We start from the raw sequence: 15841 nt of genomic DNA on the forward strand, positions 1-15841 counted from the left end.
TTCAGCAAACTTCTTCTGAATATACCCCTTTCACTTACTGTGCATGCCCATGAGTTTTTCACAAATCCGAATCCCCGCCTTTTCAGGCATGCTCTCGGCAAATGCGACCGTATTTTCCCGATCGCCGAGAAGTGGTCCTCTTTACTGAACAAGGAGTACGGCGTGCCCGCGGAGAAGATCTTTCTTAACCGTCTCTTTGTGGACACCGACAGGTACCGGCCTTTGAAAGACCGCTTGGTCCTTTCTGTCGGGCGCTTTACCGAACGAAAGGGATTCCGGTATCTTATGCAGGCGGCCTCGATTCTGAAGGATGAGCCTGTGCATTTCGTTGTTGTCGGGTTCGGGCCCCTGGATGTCGGGGCGCTTGCCTACGAAATGGATGTTGAAGAGAAGGTTACGATTTTCCATAAACTTAATCAGGAACAACTAAGGTTGTTGTATCAGAAAGCCGATATCTATTGCTTGCCCTCCATCACTACAGATGAGGAAGGAACGGAAGGCATTCCAGTTGTGCTTATGGAGGCCATGGCATGCGGCCTGCCTGTTGTCTCCACACGGTGTGGTGCCGTGGAAGAACTGGTGGAGGAGATCCTTGTTCCTGAGCGCGACCCCGCAGCGCTGGCCGATGGGATAAGGCAAATAATCGGTTCGGACGAACTCGCCGACCGGTATGGCAAACGAAACCGCGAGATTGTGATGGAGAAGTTTTCCGAAGATAATATCCGTCTTTTCATGTCGAATATACTGTCCATGCTGAATCCTTGACATATGATATATTCAGTGACGGTTTCCGGGCGGCAACGCAAGCCCATATTTGTGAAAGTATTTGATTAAACTGGCCAGGTGACGCCGCAGTGCAAGCGAAGGGAGCAGAAGCGGTCCCGATCTTGTACTCTCGTGTTTTATGGCGTGGATGATCCTTGTTCCGGGGAAAAACTTGACTTTCCAGCCTTTCTGCCAGAACCGCCTGCACCAGTCGACATCTTCCATATACAGAAAGTAGCGTTCATCCATCCCTCCCGTATCCTCGACGGCTTCCTTCTTTACAAATACGGCGCCGCCTATAGCCCAGTCTATATCCCGTATGTTTTTTCGGTCGAAGTCCTTCATAAAATAGCGTCGATGTTCTTTCTGTTTCCTGTCCAAGACCTTGCCGATAAATGTGCGGACATACAGGAAGGTGTATATGTGAGGAAAACGTCTGCATACTTCCTGCCTGGTGCCGAAATGATCGGTAACTTCCGGTACGATCAGACCGATATCCTTGCCGGATGACAAGTAATCAACAGCGGCCTTGACCCCCGGTTCATCCAGGCGGGCGTCGGGGTTCAGTATCAGTATTGCAGGTGCCCGGGCAATGCGAAGGCCTGCGTTGACTCCCCCTGCGTAGCCCCGGTTCCTGTCCTGTAGTATCACTCTTGTATTTTTCAGCTTTTGCTTGAAAATCGCGGCTCTGTCAGGGTCGTATACGGAGTTGGAAACCACAATGGTCTCGTATGGAAGATCGCAATAGCGTTCTATGCTTCCAATGCATTCCAATACGTCGCCGAACGACTGATATTCCACGATGATGATTGAGAGGTCCATATTTGCCTTTTATGTACGGTTACGGTTTTCCGAGAGTTCTCTGAAGATATCCATGTATTGGTCAACTATGTTATCCAGGTCGTGATATTTCTTTACATAGGATCGGGCGTTCTTGCCGTAGGCGATACGCAAGTCCCTGTTGCACATTAGGTCATTTATGTCGTTCAGGAACTGCCCGAATGTGCCGGAAACACGTCCCAGTCCGTGCTCTGTTATGACGTTGTCCGGGTCGACGGTAAGGCTGACGACCGGTGTCCCATGTTGCCATGCCTGGATGAATGTGTTCGGGAATCCCTCGTGAAGGGATGTGTTTATGAGGAGGGCGGCGTTTGCGAAGTATTCATGTATTTCTTCAAAGGGCACATATCCGCGCAATGTCAGATTTTTTGTTCCATCTGCAGCGTAATTTTCATGTTTGCCGGGGGCATAGTCCGCCACTATCATGTTGAAACGCAGTCCGGGAAGTGCTTTTGCCGCCCCGGGAACCAGCCAGGGGCGCTTGTCTTTCTGGTTGTTGCCGACCCAGAGCACTGATCCGTCATCTTTGCCGCTGTCTGAGGATTGCATGGAGTGTGCGTTACGTATAACGGTCACCGGACAGTTTGCCATGTTTCTGAATCCCGTCTTTTGCCTCAGGTTCTGGGCAACGATATAGTCAGCCATTTTCAGGCCGATGCGATAGGATATATAGTTGAACCAGTGGGCATGCTTCTTGAGAAAGACCACGTCCACATCTGTATCTTTCTGTCCTACTTGAATAAGTTTGCTTCCGGTCTTCCTGCAGAAGATCCCTAAAGGCATGAGTATGTTTCTCGGTATCTTGATGATGTGAATATCCGCCCCGATTCTTCGAAGTACCCTCCAGAGCGTAAGGATTAAAAAGGCGAAGCGGATCTTCTGCCCTGAGATGTCGAAAGGAACCTTGTGTATGTGAATGCCCTCCGAATACTCATATGCAGGCTGGCCGAAGTCGTCAACCAGGAAATGCACATCTATTCCCCTGCGTGCAAAGGCAGAGCCTATGGTTTTCATCTGCAGTTCGGCCCCCCCGGTCAGTCTTTCGGCAGGTATGCCTTTCAGTAACGGGTAGGCGTTAGGGCTGATAATGCAGACTTTCAATTATTATCCCCCCGTAGCTATAAGCTGTTTATATGATTGATCTGATGCAGGTATATCTGCACAATCGCTTTATGAGGCCATTTGAACTTGTTCTCCCAGTCACCTACGATCCCTTTACGGTAAAAGCTGTAGCCGCGTTTTTTGTTTTCCAGCCGGTAATGACTGCTTTTTATGCTGTAGAAGTTGGTTCTCAGATTGTCGAGAAAGGAGTCGTCGTACGTTGTTTCCATAAAGTCGAATACACGGCCCATCGTTCCCTGGAAATCTTTTTTTATCTCTTCGTAATGGATGATAAGGCCGTCCTGCCCCTTTTTGATATCTTCGGCCCATTGTCTGTTCAGGATTATCCAATTACGGATGTGTCTGAGGAACAACAGAAAAGATCGTGGTGTGAAGGCCAGCAGGTTGTTCCGGACGTTTGTCTTCCATACGGAGAAGGATACGATTACATCGCGTACGTCTCTTACCAGAATGATTTTCTTGGATTCCGGAAAGTATTCCTGCAGAACCTTGAGATATGATAACTGTTCCGGGAATCTGCTTAGTGACTGCACAGCGGAGTATGCGGTTCTGTCACCGATATATCCTGTATAATCGTTCGCTTCTTCGTCCGTCATCCCGACGTTGGCGGCCATCATTCGCCGTATCATGTCACGGGCACAGCTCCTGTACAGGCCTCTGTCCAACATGATCCCGTGGGAGATATGGTCGCCGGTTTTTATTCTGCTCATGTGCGTCAAGGCGGTGGAGGGTTTGAGTTCTCCGTTGATGCGTATTGACGTATGCTGGTTCAGGCATGTCTGCAGCCAGTTGGAACCTGAACGCTGCATGGAAACGACAAAAAATTCTTTCATACCGGCCTTCTTTTTCGTGATCTGGATTATATGCTCCGGATAAAACGGAATATTTCTTTGCCCCACTTTATGTAGCCGAATGATCTTTCTACATGCAGTGAGGCTGCCTTACCCGTTTCTGCCGCCTTTCCCGGAGAGGATAGCACTTCGGATATCTTCTTTGCAAAGCCTTCTATGGTAACGGTGTGATCGACGTAAGCGTTTATTCCGTCTGTGAAGTTATGTGCTATTTCGCCCACATGTGAGGTGACGATAGGTTTCCCGAGGCTCATGTAATGCAGAATCTTCTGTGGAAATCTTCCCCGGTGCCTATCTGTGGATAAAAGCGGAAGTAGAAGCGCTGTAGATCTATGCTCAAGCCATCTGAATTCGGGTGGATTCAGGAAGCCGCAGAAAAAGACACGATCTTGTATGTCCAAATCCCTGGCAAGTAACATCCAGCCATTGAGTGCTTCCCGTGAATACTTGCCCGTAATGCAAAGCCTGAAGTTGTGTTTTACCAAGGCAAGAGCTCGCAAGGTGACCTCCAGCAGTTCTTTGTATTCTTTGCTGGCAGTGTATATCAGCAAAGGGGTGTCACCCAAGATTTTGTCAGCTATTGCCTGCGGCAGACGCACCTCAAGTTCCTGGTCTCCAGTTTTGGGGCCCCACAGAGCTGGGACATATAGAGTGCTCTTGAGTCTGTTCAGTTTGTGAAAGAGGAGATCGCTTATTACCATGAATGCATCCGATTCTTTCAGTATGTATCTCCATTGCCATCGTACAAGCGGGTTCCTTTTGTACGAAGGGAATGCGGGTGAGTATTCCATAATGTTTCCAATCATAGGAGTTTTCATCCTGTGTTTTATGATGACGGCGGGGATGAGTGTCTCGATCGCTCCTCTGAAAAGAATGATGACGCTTTCATCCTTTCCTGCAAGTTTTTTTAATACTCTGAAGAGCCGCCATGCAAGGCCGATGTTGTTCAACAGTTTGTCCAGTTTGTGGCTTCCCGCATAAAGCCGTCCTTTTGTGCCGGGATAGAGATCATAACGGCATCCTGACGGGAATGCCTCTTTATATGATTTATATTCTTCCGCCGTATGGCAGAGGTTTACCATGGATACCTTCATGCCGGCTGCAGCGATACCTTCCGCCATCCAATGTGCTTTCTCCATAACGGAAGGATTCCAACACGGCAGAACGATTATGCAATGATTAACCTCCATTTTTGGGAGACTCCATTATTGCTTGACCTGGGCTTATCCAACCTGCAAGGTCGATATCCAGAATCTTTTCCAGAAGCGCAATGTCAGGTGCGTAGAAATCTGCCAGTCTACAACGCAGGTCATTCGGCATGGGCGGCGGTCTGTACGGCTTACGGCTCCTCAGTGTGCCGAGCAGGAAATTGACTCCCGGTTTTATGATCCGGACATAGAATACTTGAGGCATATACCGGACTATGAAAGATTTTATCCTGTCCCGGCCGGAAATAAACCCGAGAAGAAGGTGAATCGTCTTGTTTCTTGGTATGACGGAAACGTTATAATTCAATGATATGTCGGGCACGAACTCTGTGTCCACCGATAGGTAACTGAATATGTCCTGAAGAATACTTAACGGTTGAGTTTTGAAATGATCATACAGGTAGATTCTGAGCTGCTCTTTAGAGAAGAGAGCAAGGTACCTTTGGATCTGTTCGCCGTACAGCCCTCTTGCAAGGTATATGCTCTTTGTTGGGGCTGTATCCATTAAATATTTCTCATCCTGGATCACTTGGCGAAAGTCCGTCCTTTGCTCACGCCCTTCTCTTATCAGGAAAAGATATTGTGAATAAGCTCTTTCTATAGGGTTGCGAAGTACAGCGATCATCTTTATGTCAGGGATATAGTGTTTGATTCTGGACGGTGCCTTGCGGCTGAAGAGATAATAGGTTGAGCCTTCCCCGACTGCTTTTTCGGATTGCACGTTGTCAAAGAGTTTTTCATAGGTCTTGAGAGATGTGTAGGGATATCTGCCGCTCTTGTCTCCTTCGAAGGCAAAGAAACGCGGTTCTTTTTCCGGGCTCATGTAGATTTCGGGGTGCTGGCGCAGGTAGTGATAGAGGGATGTCGTGCCGGATTTCTGCGCCCCTATTATGAGAAAATTAGGCAGCATGGGTTAATCCATCAGCGGGCTGTTGTTATGCACTCTTGCCCATCGTCTTTTTAACGGTGTCCTTGTCATGTACTATCATGGAGAACATTATTCCAACCATGATGGCTATAAAGCGTAGGATTCTGCCCAAATCGGAGAAACTCCATGCCAGCAACAATACGCTCAGGGCCGTTACTGTTGCTTTACTGAACTCGGTGCGTTGTCCGGAGATGTTCAGGAATTTCCAAAAACTTCTCAACATGAAAAGCCATGCGGCGAAGCCTATGAGTCCGAGTTCCACGAGTATTTGCAGATATAGGTTGTGCGGCGGGAGAAGAATTCCCGTATGTTTGGCAAGTTGAAAGCGTGCGGTTTCAAAGCCGGTGCCCATAAATACATAGTATATATTGGAAAGGTATATTTTCTCTAATCCCAGCCAGATGGAGCTTCGTCCCGCCGAGATGGTTTTGACGTTGTTGCTGAAGGTTTGCTGGGCGATGCGGTCAAATGAGCTTCGAAGAATGTCATTGTGCACGAGAAAGCCTATAGCTATGAATACTGTACCGAATATGAAGAGAAAGGCAACTGTTTTGAAATCCTTGTGATGGATTGTAATCCATCCAAGAACAATAACCATTGCCAGAATACCACCTCTTGAGCCGGACATCAGTATGAATGCAATCTCTGAGGCGAGAGCCAGCATTTGCAGAGCTCCGGCTGTCTTGATCTCCGCTGTCGTTATCATGTGATAGGTTATCGGCATGAGAAAACAGAAAAAGTAGGCCATCTGGTTGGGGTTTGCGAATGTGCCTGTATATCGTCCGCTGTAGAGATCTCCGGATACTGTCGGAAGATTGAGTACTCCGGCTCGCATGGCGATAAATGCCGCCACGTTTACAAGTACGAATAAAACAATCCCTGCCTGCAGGAATTTTCTCGCCTGTGATGCTGTGTCGATAAGCAGGAACATGAGGATATACAGCACCACAGGTTCTATGAAACGGTAGCGCAGTTGCCTGATCTGGTCGAAAAGGCTCATGTCCATGCGTCCCAATAAAACATTTAACGCTATGCTTACACAAAGTATTGTGAGAAAAATGAGCAGGCTGGATATGCACGGGATTTTTTTTCTATGCAAATTCTTTTTTGCGGCTTCGGAAAAAAGTATGTAAATAAGAATGGCATACATCAAAAGTGTCTTCGGTGTGATGCCTCGCATGATTCCCAGGTTGATGGGGTACAGCCCGCCTATAATTATTGCGAGGAGCAGCAGGATAAAGAGTGTATATTTCATTTTGTCACCGATGTGCTCAAAAATGCATGAAGAGATTGTGCTTTTCTTTAAAGTGCTGCCGTATTTTATCCGTTATCAATTTCATCTCAAATATGGTGTATAAATGGCATTTCGCAAGGTTAAAACGGTCGGCCAGGCTGCCTCTGCCGGTTGGTTGAAAAGAACGTATGTCATCTATTAGTTGTGCCATATCGTAACCGAAAGACCGTATTGTATTCTCTCCCAACCGTTGTATATATTTAAGCGCGTATTTTTGCCTGAATGGCGTGTTTAAGATTCTGCGCCATTTGTGCAGAGATTCTTCGCTTATATCCTCATATTTGGTATAGCCGACTTTGTCTCCCATCCCGGTAATAGGCACTTTTGTGAATTTTTCGATCATGGTTTCGCTGAACGGGATGTCCATGTACTCGCATATGGATTGGAGTACCGGCTCCGGAGTGCGGACAAGTTCTTCATACTGGATTGCTATGCTCTTGTTTTTTAATGTTGCCGATGCGCGTGATAAAAGAGAAGGCCCCTTGTATAGATCAATCTTGTGCCACGGATCTCCGAGCCGGTTACCGTAGAAGGATGCTATGGTTGAGGCCAGGACAGAGATCGGGTTTCTGTACAGGAATATGAATTTACCGTTCGGGAATATTCGGGCAATATCCTCGGCTATTAGATAATAGCGCGGAGTCTTGTCCAGGAAGAAACGGGCGTTGTTCTTGTTCAGCTTGGAGTATAGCGTTTCCGAAAAGTTTCTTATCGCTTCATAGTAATCTTGCCTGCCGTTGGGCAGATTGTCCAACAGGTGTTTTACGGTACGCCGTAACGACATAAAACTGAACTCCGCATATACCCCATGATCCTTGAGTGTATAAACAAGAGGGATCAGGAACCATGGCTCGGAGGTGGTTTCCACGTCAGGGTGTGCCGCCAACATTCTTTGAAGTAATGTAGAACCTGATCGTGGCATAGAAAATATGAAAACAGGTGTTGTTCCCATTTCAGGCAGCCTTCCCGGATATTGTTGTCAAATCGTTTTTGTATGTAATAAAGATTGCTCCGACTATGATGGATATCTCAACAAGAACATTCGCCGACACGAAGTAAGCGATCACATCTTCCGGTTTTCCCGTCAGCTTGTAACCAAGCCATATTGCAGATATCGACAGCAGGGCCTTTGCCAACGTGAAGAAAACTTTCATATGTTGCTTTTTGAAAACTTCATATGTCGTGTTGGCCGGTGCCACTGCGAACAAGACCAGAAACCAGGGAGACAGTATACGTACATATACGCCTGCCTGAAACCATTTTTTGCCGAAAATGGTTCCGAACAATGGTTCTGCATAGATCATAAGCAGAAGGAAAGGTATGCAGCCGGTTATGAATAAGACGCCGGTCGTTTTTATGAGTGACGGCAATATACGGGCACCATGATTGTATTCATGTGCGATCCGTTGAAAAAATACATTCTGAACGGACATGGACATAATGTTCAACGGTCTTCGTATAATGCGGTTCCCCAAACTGTACAGGCCAACTATTACAGGAGAGAAGATTATCGAAAAAACCAGTACTATCAGATTTTGTGTAATGACCGTTAATATGGCGTTGCAAGTAGCATATAGCGGGAACTGTATATATTCCACGGCCACGGCTTTTATTGATTTGCTGTTCAGTGATCTCCTGATTTCGGCAAAGTGGAAAAGGTCGGGTGATCGAATTATTATCGCCAATGATACCATGAAACCTGTTATAGTGCCTAATATTAGGCCTCCAGCCGTAGCGCCGGCAAAGAGAGCTATTGCGATCTTTGCAACAGAGGCCGAAGCCGCTTCCCCGATTCTGGCAAATGCAATAGAGCGAAATCCCTTCTGGCGGATGTGCAACGATTTCACGATATTGAAAATGCCTACCAGCAACAATCCTGCGGGGACCCAGTATAACCACGATATGGTGTATGCTCCTTTCAGGAGTGATAGTAACCTGCCGGAAAAAGCGAATATAAGCGATGTTGAAAGCAAGGCTATAACAAGAAGGATTATTAATGACAGAAATGCTATATTGTATGCGCTTGAATTGTTTTTGGGTAAGATGATTGCGCGTTCATAGCAAAGTGTGCCGACTTTGGAAACTATGTTGACGTATGATAGAAATAGTGCGAATAAACCGAAGTTCTCAGGTGTATATAATCGCGTTAATATAGGCGAGGCCGCAAAGGATATTACCTGTGCGATGAAGGCTCCACTTACAAGTGCAAGAACGTTTTTTGAGAACCGCGATGTGATCAGTTTTGACGTCGCATTTATCATAGGGGTCACCCAAGGGGTCATGCGCTATAATTTTGTCAAGCAGAAAATTTAAGAGAAAGTTCTTCCCCCAACCCCGAAGAGGGGTCAAGTCTGCTCTTGGCTCTTCTTGCCGGGGGGGGACACTCCAGGGTCCCCCCTCACTCCTTCGGTACACTCAGGCAGGCCTGACCCTCTCCCCGAGGGGTGAGAGGGAACAGAAAATGGGAAGTTCGAATCTTCCCCCTCTGCTCCCCCTTCTTCGAAGGGGATGGGATCTCTACGTTATTTTTCCTCTTCTATGTGGGTTTCCGCCCAGGCGACTACCAATTCGGCCTTTTGCAAGGCGTCTCTGAATTCGTCTTCGGTCACGGGTTCAGCAGGGCCGGGGTAACGGGACTCGACTGCGTAGTTTGTTAACTCGGCCGCAGCGTGGATATTGTCGGGTATAGGGATTCCATGATTTGTGATTGAGGTCAATAACTCAGCAAGATCATGTACGAACCGGAAGGGGATGTCATGTGCAATCAGTATGGCCTTCAGGGATTTTTCGGCGGCCTGCTGGGCGTCAAAGCAGAGATCTTCCCAGAAGATCTCTGCTGTCTTGGGCTGTTTGGCACGGGCGAGGTTGCTCTTGGCTCGCTTGATCCATTCCCGAGCAGATCCGATCCCTTCGGAGTCAGGCGGCATAGAGCAACCTCCCATTTTTCAATGCAGGTTGGATGATCATGCCGACGTGATCCTTGAATTTCTCAATATCATCCTCGGTGACTACGATAATGTCTGCGGCAAAGCCGACTCCCACCAGGTTACGGTAAATCTTCTGAGCGCTTTTCCGCCTATGCTGACCTGAAGCGACTACTACCAAAAGATCCAGATCACTGTTCGGTCCCATTTCGCCACGTACTGCCGAGCCGAAAAGAATAATTTTTCTGGGATTTGCTGTGCTGATAATACGTGCAACTATTTGGTCTATAATTCTCTCTATAGGCATATTCTTCATGGATGCTCTCTTCTCATCGTCTGGAATCTCATCCGGAACTTTTGCATTATTGTAATGTACTTTTTATAATAATCAAGCCTTTTCCGCGAGGGATGAACCTGGGGCCGGGCTTTTATGTTCAAAATCCGGGAAAGTTCCATTGTCTGGCAATTGGAGATATGTTATATTGACCCCGAAAGGGGTCAAGTCTGCTTTTGACTCTTCTTGCCGGGGGGAACACTCCAAGGTCCCCCCTCACTCCTTCGGTACACTCAGGACAGGCCCTTCGGCGTTTCGTCCGATCTCCGTTCACCCTTCGACCGGCTCAGGGCGAACGGTGTAAGTGATTGATATTCCGTTCGTGTGGTTCAACCGGCTTCCGAGCATGGTGAGCTTGCCGAACCACATGCTCAGGACAGGCCCTTCGACCGGCTCAGGACAGGCCCGCTTTTCTTTCCCGGCGGAGGAGAAGGAAGAGTAGATCGGAAGATTGAGCCTCTCCTCACCAAAAGATATTTTTAATCCTTGACATCCTGTACTTTCGTAATTACAATGTAGATACATGCCAGATAGGGGAGCTGAATCATGAGAGCACGTGTTGTGAAAATAGGCAATTCCCAGGGGATCCGCATTCCGAAACCCATTCTTGAGCAGACAGGAATCATGGAGGATGTTGAGCTTAGGGTTGAGAAGGATCAGATTATTATTCGTCCGGTCCCGGATCCAAGGGCCGGTTGGGATGCGGCTTTCAAATCAATGTCCGAGAAAAATGATGATGTGCTGATTGACGGGGACGAAAATATCTCACATTCCTGGGATGAAGAAGAATGGCAATGGTAGTCAAGAGGTTTGATGTCTATTTGGTCAATCTCGATCCGACGGTTGGATCTGAGATCCGGAAAACCCGGCCCTGCTTAGTGATCTCACCTGATGAAATGAACAGACATATCCGGACCGTCATTGTTGCTCCGATGACTACGGCAGATAAGGACTATCCCACACGGGTGCCATGCAGGTTTCAGAAGAGAAATGGGCGAATCGTCCTGGATCAGATTCGAACAATAGACAAGACACGACTTTTGAAAAAGACGGGTTCTATTAATGCCGATACCCAGGTAGAGGTTATTTCCGTTTTGCAACGGTTATTTGCATTTTAGTGGCGGAGGCAAAGGGGTCTGCTTTTGGCTTTTGTTGACGGTACTGAACCCAGATCAGGACAGGCCCGCTTTTCTTTCCCGGCGGGGAGAGGGGGCGAAAGGGGTCAAGTCTGCTCTTGACTCACATTGCCGAGGGGGATACTCACAAGCCCCCCTCATCACGGCCTTCTCCCCGGCGGAGAGAAGGAGCAACCGAACGGTCCAGGTGATCTTCCCTCCGTACCCCTGCCGGGAGCACGCGGCGCTCAACCTCCTGGATCCTGCGATGTTCCATCCACCTTCTTTTCTATGAAAGGTTGTCTCGGTATTGGGATCCACTTCACAACCGAACGGCCCCTGTGCCTGTTATGAGCAAAGCAAAGGATTATGGGATCGATGCCGAGGGCAAACAGGCGTTATTTGCCGGGCGATCTATAAAAGTATGGCAGCTCACACATCGGTTCCACGCAGCCGAGGATCACGGCTTTCTTCCGGCAAAAACGTCAAAAATACTTCTAACAATTTCTTGAATCTTTCTTCCCTTTTTGATACATTGTAGATAACCCGAATTTGCAGAGTGTGATCTTGCTTCCGGTTTTATGTATTGATCAGCAACCAGTTTTAGGCGGCCCTTTGGGGCAGGATTCTGACGTGTTCTGATCCATGCAAAACCGGCAATCCCCCCGGGTTTTTGAGCGTTCTGATGTGATAAGTTTTCCACGGAAGGTTTTTCTCTTGGAAAAAACCAGGATCGCCCATTATATCAAACCGAAACATCTGCAGGATCTTCTACGGAGGAATGCTGCTTTTCTTGAGGTTCCCCTCGTCCTGCGCGATGACGATGGAAATGTGATTGCCGAATTTCCCGACAATGCCTTTTCCTCTTCGAATGCCGAATCCATGGAGATCTGTCCCGTTTCGGTGCGGGGGAAACTGCTCGGCACTCTGTCGGGGTACGGCAATCCGCCTTTTACTGGTGAACGTCTTCGGAAGGCGCTGAAAAACGTTGTGGCGCATCTGACCGATCTGATCCTCTGTGAGGTAAAACTCGACAGCATGTCGGAGGAACTTCTCCACAACTACAAGGTGTTAAATCTTTTTTATAACGTCAGCAACTCTTTGGTCAATATCCTGAATGTCCGGAAGGTCTGTAATATTATTCTGGAGCGGATTGTTGCAACGATCGGGCTTTCCAAGGCCTCGGTCCTTCTTCTGGACAAGACCCGGGAAAACCTTATGGTTGTGGCCCATAAAGGACTTCCCGAGGATGAGGTGGAAAACATACTTTTTCCGTTATCGGAAAGTGTCTGCAAGGATGCGATCCTGAAGGCCAAGCCGCTCTTTATCCAGAACATTGATCACTATCCGGGGTTGAAGGATCGATCCCGGGGGGAATACCGTTCCAACTCTTTTATCTCCGTACCGATCCTGAAGAGCAGCCGCCGGGAGAGCCAGGAGGTTTTAGGGGTGATCAACGTGGCCGACAAGTCTTCCGGCGACCCCTTCTACTCGGGCGACATGAAACTGATCGTTGCCCTGACTTCTCTGGCTGCCATGTCGATCCAGAATGCCACGTACTTTGAGGAGGTGGCGCGCACCAAGGAGGAGTGGGAAAGTACTTTTGACGCGATTACCGATGCCGTCGCAATTCTGGATCACCGATTTCATCTTGTGAAAGTCAACAAGGCCTACCGGAACAGCGGGTTCGGGGGCGGAAAGAACCTGGCGGAGAGGACGTGCCATGAGATCTTATATCACAAAAAGGCCCCCTGTGCCGGTTGCCCGGCGACGGAAACCCTGAAGAAGGGGAAACCGGCTTATGCGGAAAAGAAGGTGGGCAGCCGGATCTACCGGCAGTGGACCTATCCGATGTTTGACGACGAAGGAAAGTGTTTGTCGGTGGTCATGTATACCCGGGATGTGACGCATCTCAAGAAGCTCAAGGAGCGGCTCATCCAGTCGGAGCGGATGGCCTCTATCGGCCAGATTGCCGCAGGTGTGGCCCACGAGATCCGAAATCCCCTGGGCTCCATTGTGACGGCGGTGGAGGTCCTCTCGTCTGAGGGCGGGACGGATGAGGAGAATGCCTTTACGTTGACGGAGGTCCTCAAGGTGGAGGCCCGGCGGTTGAACGATATTATCTCCGAGTTCCTGCTCTATGCGGCTCCGCAGCAGCCGGTCCTCAAGGAGAATCATCTCAATCGTGTGATCGGAGAGGTGATCCGGATGGCTGAAGGTGAAGCAAAAAAGAACGGCGTTGCCATTGTCATGGATCTGGATGACCGGATTCCTTCCACCTCCTTTGATGCCGGAAAGATCAAGCAGGTGATCTGGAACCTCGTCATTAACGGGATCCAGGCGATGCGGGCGGGGGGCACACTGAAGATCAGCTCTCACCGGAGGGCCGACGGAATTGAATTTCGTGTTTCCGACGAGGGGGAGGGGATCCGGCAGAAAGACGTCACCCGAATCTTCGATCCTTTCTATACGACCAAGTCTTCGGGAACGGGTTTGGGGCTTTCGATCGTGAACCGGATTGTTGAAGACCATCACGGAAGGATTGAGATTGAAAGTGAAGAGGGAAAAGGCGCGGAATTTATCGTACAGCTTTTGCTGGGGAATGAAGAATCGTATCTGGAAACGGTGGGAATGAGAGGATAGCCGGAATGGGAAAGATTTTACTGGTGGATGACGATCAAAGCGCTCGGGTGACACTCTCCATTGCACTGAAAAGTGCGGGGTTCTCCGTCGAGATTGTCGATAACGGACGCAAGGCTCTGCAGCGGCTCGGTGAAGACAGTTACGAATGGGTGATTTCCGATGTCAACATGCCGGATCTGGACGGTGTGGAACTGGTCCGAAAGATCCGGGAGCAGGATCACGAGATCCGGATTGTTCTGATCAGCGCCTTCCGCTCTCCCGATGAGATTCAGGGATTGCAGATTCAGGGGTTTCTCGAAAAACCGATCAACGTCCGGAAACTTTATGCAATTCTGCGCAATGAACCGGTTTCGGAGGAAGAGGAGTTTGCACCCCGGATCAATCGGACGAGCAGTGAGTTCCTGCATGAAGAAGACCGGAGGTCGAAAGATCCGGAAATCATTCAGTTCAAGGATGAGATGGAAAAACAGGAGTTCGAAAAGATGAGTTTTAATGTCTACGAACTTCTGGAAAAGAAGGTCGAAGAACGAACGCAGGAACTCTTAGAAAAGCAGCGAAATCTCGAAGACGCCTATTATGAATTGCGGAAGACAAAGCGGTATCTGGAAAACCTGATTGATGCCTCTCCGAATTGCATTATCTCTACGGATATCGAGATGGGAATTCTCAGTTGTAATACGGCGGCCGAAGAGACCTTCGGCTATACCCGGGATGAACTCTTGGGACAGAGCATGGCCGCCCTTCGAGCGCCGGAGGCGGAAGAGATGAGTCATGAAATTTATGCCCGGACTCTGGAGGCGGGGAGCTGGACCGGTGAGATCGCGGGGCGACGGCGTGACGGAGAGGTTTTCCCCTTGTCCCTCGTGACCTCCCGGGTTGTGGATGAAGAGGGAAGAATCATCGCGATCCTGGAGATGTCCCGGGAGATCACGGAAGAGAAAAAGATGGAGCAACAGCTCCTCTATGCGGAAAAGTTGAGTGTGTTAGGGCAGCTCGCACCGAAGATTGCTCATGAAATTAATAACCCGCTCCATGTGATTTCCGCGAATGCCCAACTCGGTTTGATGGTGATCGACGACAAGGAAAAGGTCCGGTCCTGCCTGCACAAGGTCTTCAACGAAACGGATCGAATCGAGCATTTGACCCGGCAGTTAATGGATGTTGCCCGGCCCACGGAATTGAACATCCGAGAACTCTCGGTGGTGGATCTTCTCGAAAATGCGCTCCTTTTTCTGAGGGACGTGGGGGAAATCAAGCGGTTGGAGGTTCACAAAGAGTACAGTGAGAGGCTTCCGAAGATCCATGCCGATCAGGCCCAGATGGAGCAGGTTTTTCGAAATCTGATACTCAATGCTTCGCAGGCGATGGAAGAATCGGCAGAGAAGTGTTTGACGGTGGCTGTGCGTCCGGCGGAGGATTCAGACTTTATTGAGGTTCTGATTTCCGATACGGGGTGTGGGATCCCGGAAGAATACAGGGAACAGATCTTTGAGCCCTTTTTTACCACGAAAAAAGTCGGCAAGGGGAACGGGCTCGGTATGCCGATCATCCGGGGGATTGTCCAGCGGCATCAGGGACGGATCGAGGTGGAAAGTGAAGTGGGCGCCGGTTCGACGTTCCATATCTTTCTTCGAGTGAATTGCAGCGGGCGGGCGGACCCATTGTCCGCCGGAACGCATCATGGCAGGATGCCGGATGCCGGCGAAGAGAAGGTGGGAGCAGGGATCGGATGGAACCGGGAATGATTTTTCAACGGTGACGGGGTACGATCCGGATGCGATGTGACGAGAAGCACAAAAACGGAGACCGGAGGAACA

General features: G+C 49.0%; 15 protein-coding genes. 5 read left to right on the plus strand and 10 right to left on the minus strand.

The window, feature by feature from the left end; genetic code table 11:
- Positions 1–162: 162 nt before the first annotated feature.
- The gene (locus GXP58_04765) at positions 163–765 is read left to right on the plus strand and encodes a glycosyltransferase family 4 protein (GenBank protein ID NOY52916.1); all 603 of its coding nucleotides are present in this window, start codon (positions 163–165) and stop codon (positions 763–765) included.
- A 12-nt stretch (positions 766–777) separates the two neighbouring features.
- Here the strand turns inward: GXP58_04765 and GXP58_04770 are convergent, their stop codons facing one another.
- The 10 genes from GXP58_04770 to GXP58_04815 form a co-directional block, all read right to left on the minus strand.
- Entirely contained in the window at positions 778–1587 is an 810-nt protein-coding gene (locus GXP58_04770) for a glycosyltransferase family 2 protein (protein ID NOY52917.1), read from the minus strand.
- A gap of 9 nt (positions 1588–1596) precedes the next feature.
- Complete coding sequence (locus tag GXP58_04775) at positions 1597–2706, minus strand: glycosyltransferase family 4 protein (protein ID NOY52918.1); 1110 nt, start codon at positions 2704–2706, stop codon at positions 1597–1599.
- 17 nt (positions 2707–2723) lie between these two features.
- On the minus strand, positions 2724–3560 hold the full coding sequence (locus GXP58_04780; GenBank protein NOY52919.1) for a sulfotransferase: 837 nt from the start codon (positions 3558–3560) through the stop codon (positions 2724–2726).
- A 26-nt stretch (positions 3561–3586) separates the two neighbouring features.
- Positions 3587–4699, minus strand: a complete 1113-nt coding sequence (locus GXP58_04785; GenBank protein ID NOY52920.1) for a glycosyltransferase family 4 protein — start codon at positions 4697–4699, stop codon at positions 3587–3589.
- Positions 4700–4757: 58 nt separating this feature from the next.
- Positions 4758–5696 carry a sulfotransferase domain-containing protein gene (locus GXP58_04790; GenBank protein NOY52921.1) on the minus strand — a complete coding sequence of 313 codons (939 nt, stop codon included), beginning with the start codon at positions 5694–5696 and terminating at the stop codon, positions 4758–4760.
- Positions 5697–5721: 25 nt separating this feature from the next.
- On the minus strand, positions 5722–6969 hold the full coding sequence (locus tag GXP58_04795; protein ID NOY52922.1) for an O-antigen ligase family protein: 1248 nt from the start codon (positions 6967–6969) through the stop codon (positions 5722–5724).
- A gap of 16 nt (positions 6970–6985) precedes the next feature.
- Positions 6986–7960: a sulfotransferase gene (locus tag GXP58_04800; GenBank protein NOY52923.1), complete on the minus strand. Its 975-nt coding sequence runs from the start codon at positions 7958–7960 to the stop codon at positions 6986–6988.
- Position 7961: 1 nt separating this feature from the next.
- The gene (locus GXP58_04805) at positions 7962–9269 is read right to left on the minus strand and encodes an oligosaccharide flippase family protein (protein NOY52924.1); all 1308 of its coding nucleotides are present in this window, start codon (positions 9267–9269) and stop codon (positions 7962–7964) included.
- Between the two features lie 261 nt (positions 9270–9530).
- Positions 9531–9935, minus strand: coding sequence for a HEPN domain-containing protein (locus GXP58_04810; protein NOY52925.1), 405 nt, complete (start codon positions 9933–9935; stop codon positions 9531–9533).
- Positions 9925–10233 (minus strand): nucleotidyltransferase domain-containing protein, encoded by a 309-nt coding sequence (locus GXP58_04815; protein ID NOY52926.1) that lies wholly within the window; start codon positions 10231–10233, stop codon positions 9925–9927. The genes GXP58_04810 and GXP58_04815 overlap by 11 nt, the downstream gene beginning before the upstream one ends.
- Before the next feature lie 579 nt (positions 10234–10812).
- Between GXP58_04815 and GXP58_04820 the strand changes: the two genes are divergently transcribed.
- The 4 genes from GXP58_04820 to GXP58_04835 all read left to right on the plus strand — a co-directional run bounded on the left by GXP58_04820 (position 10813) and on the right by GXP58_04835 (position 15769).
- The gene (locus tag GXP58_04820) at positions 10813–11067 is read left to right on the plus strand and encodes an AbrB/MazE/SpoVT family DNA-binding domain-containing protein (protein ID NOY52927.1); all 255 of its coding nucleotides are present in this window, start codon (positions 10813–10815) and stop codon (positions 11065–11067) included.
- A complete protein-coding gene (locus GXP58_04825; protein ID NOY52928.1) occupies positions 11055–11384 on the plus strand; it encodes a type II toxin-antitoxin system PemK/MazF family toxin in 330 nt (109 codons plus the stop codon). The genes GXP58_04820 and GXP58_04825 overlap by 13 nt, the downstream gene beginning before the upstream one ends.
- 714 nt (positions 11385–12098) lie before the next feature.
- Positions 12099–14024, plus strand: coding sequence for a GAF domain-containing protein (locus tag GXP58_04830; protein NOY52929.1), 1926 nt, complete (start codon positions 12099–12101; stop codon positions 14022–14024).
- A 5-nt stretch (positions 14025–14029) separates the two neighbouring features.
- On the plus strand, positions 14030–15769 hold the full coding sequence (locus GXP58_04835; GenBank protein NOY52930.1) for a response regulator: 1740 nt from the start codon (positions 14030–14032) through the stop codon (positions 15767–15769).
- The last annotated feature ends 72 nt before the right edge of the window (positions 15770–15841 follow it).

The sequence above is a fragment of the Deltaproteobacteria bacterium genome (assembly GCA_013151235.1).
In the GTDB taxonomy this organism is placed as follows: Bacteria; CG2-30-53-67; CG2-30-53-67; order CG2-30-53-67; family CG2-30-53-67; genus JAADIO01.

Excerpts from the sequence above, each read along its gene's own strand:
- GXP58_04790 (NOY52921.1), bottom strand. The coding sequence starts at position 5,696 with ATGCTGCCTAATTTTCTCATAATAGGGGCGCAGAAATCCGGCACGACA.
- GXP58_04795 (NOY52922.1), bottom strand. The coding sequence starts at position 6,969 with ATGAAATATACACTCTTTATCCTGCTGCTCCTCGCAATAATTATAGGC.
- GXP58_04785 (NOY52920.1), bottom strand. The coding sequence starts at position 4,699 with ATGGCGGAAGGTATCGCTGCAGCCGGCATGAAGGTATCCATGGTAAAC.
- GXP58_04835 (NOY52930.1), top strand. The coding sequence starts at position 14,030 with ATGGGAAAGATTTTACTGGTGGATGACGATCAAAGCGCTCGGGTGACA.
- GXP58_04805 (NOY52924.1), bottom strand. The coding sequence starts at position 9,269 with ATGATAAATGCGACGTCAAAACTGATCACATCGCGGTTCTCAAAAAAC.
- GXP58_04820 (NOY52927.1), top strand. The coding sequence starts at position 10,813 with ATGAGAGCACGTGTTGTGAAAATAGGCAATTCCCAGGGGATCCGCATT.
- GXP58_04780 (NOY52919.1), bottom strand. The coding sequence starts at position 3,560 with ATGAAAGAATTTTTTGTCGTTTCCATGCAGCGTTCAGGTTCCAACTGG.
- GXP58_04800 (NOY52923.1), bottom strand. The coding sequence starts at position 7,960 with ATGGGAACAACACCTGTTTTCATATTTTCTATGCCACGATCAGGTTCT.
- GXP58_04810 (NOY52925.1), bottom strand. The coding sequence starts at position 9,935 with ATGCCGCCTGACTCCGAAGGGATCGGATCTGCTCGGGAATGGATCAAG.
- GXP58_04770 (NOY52917.1), bottom strand. The coding sequence starts at position 1,587 with ATGGACCTCTCAATCATCATCGTGGAATATCAGTCGTTCGGCGACGTA.
- GXP58_04825 (NOY52928.1), top strand. The coding sequence starts at position 11,055 with ATGGCAATGGTAGTCAAGAGGTTTGATGTCTATTTGGTCAATCTCGAT.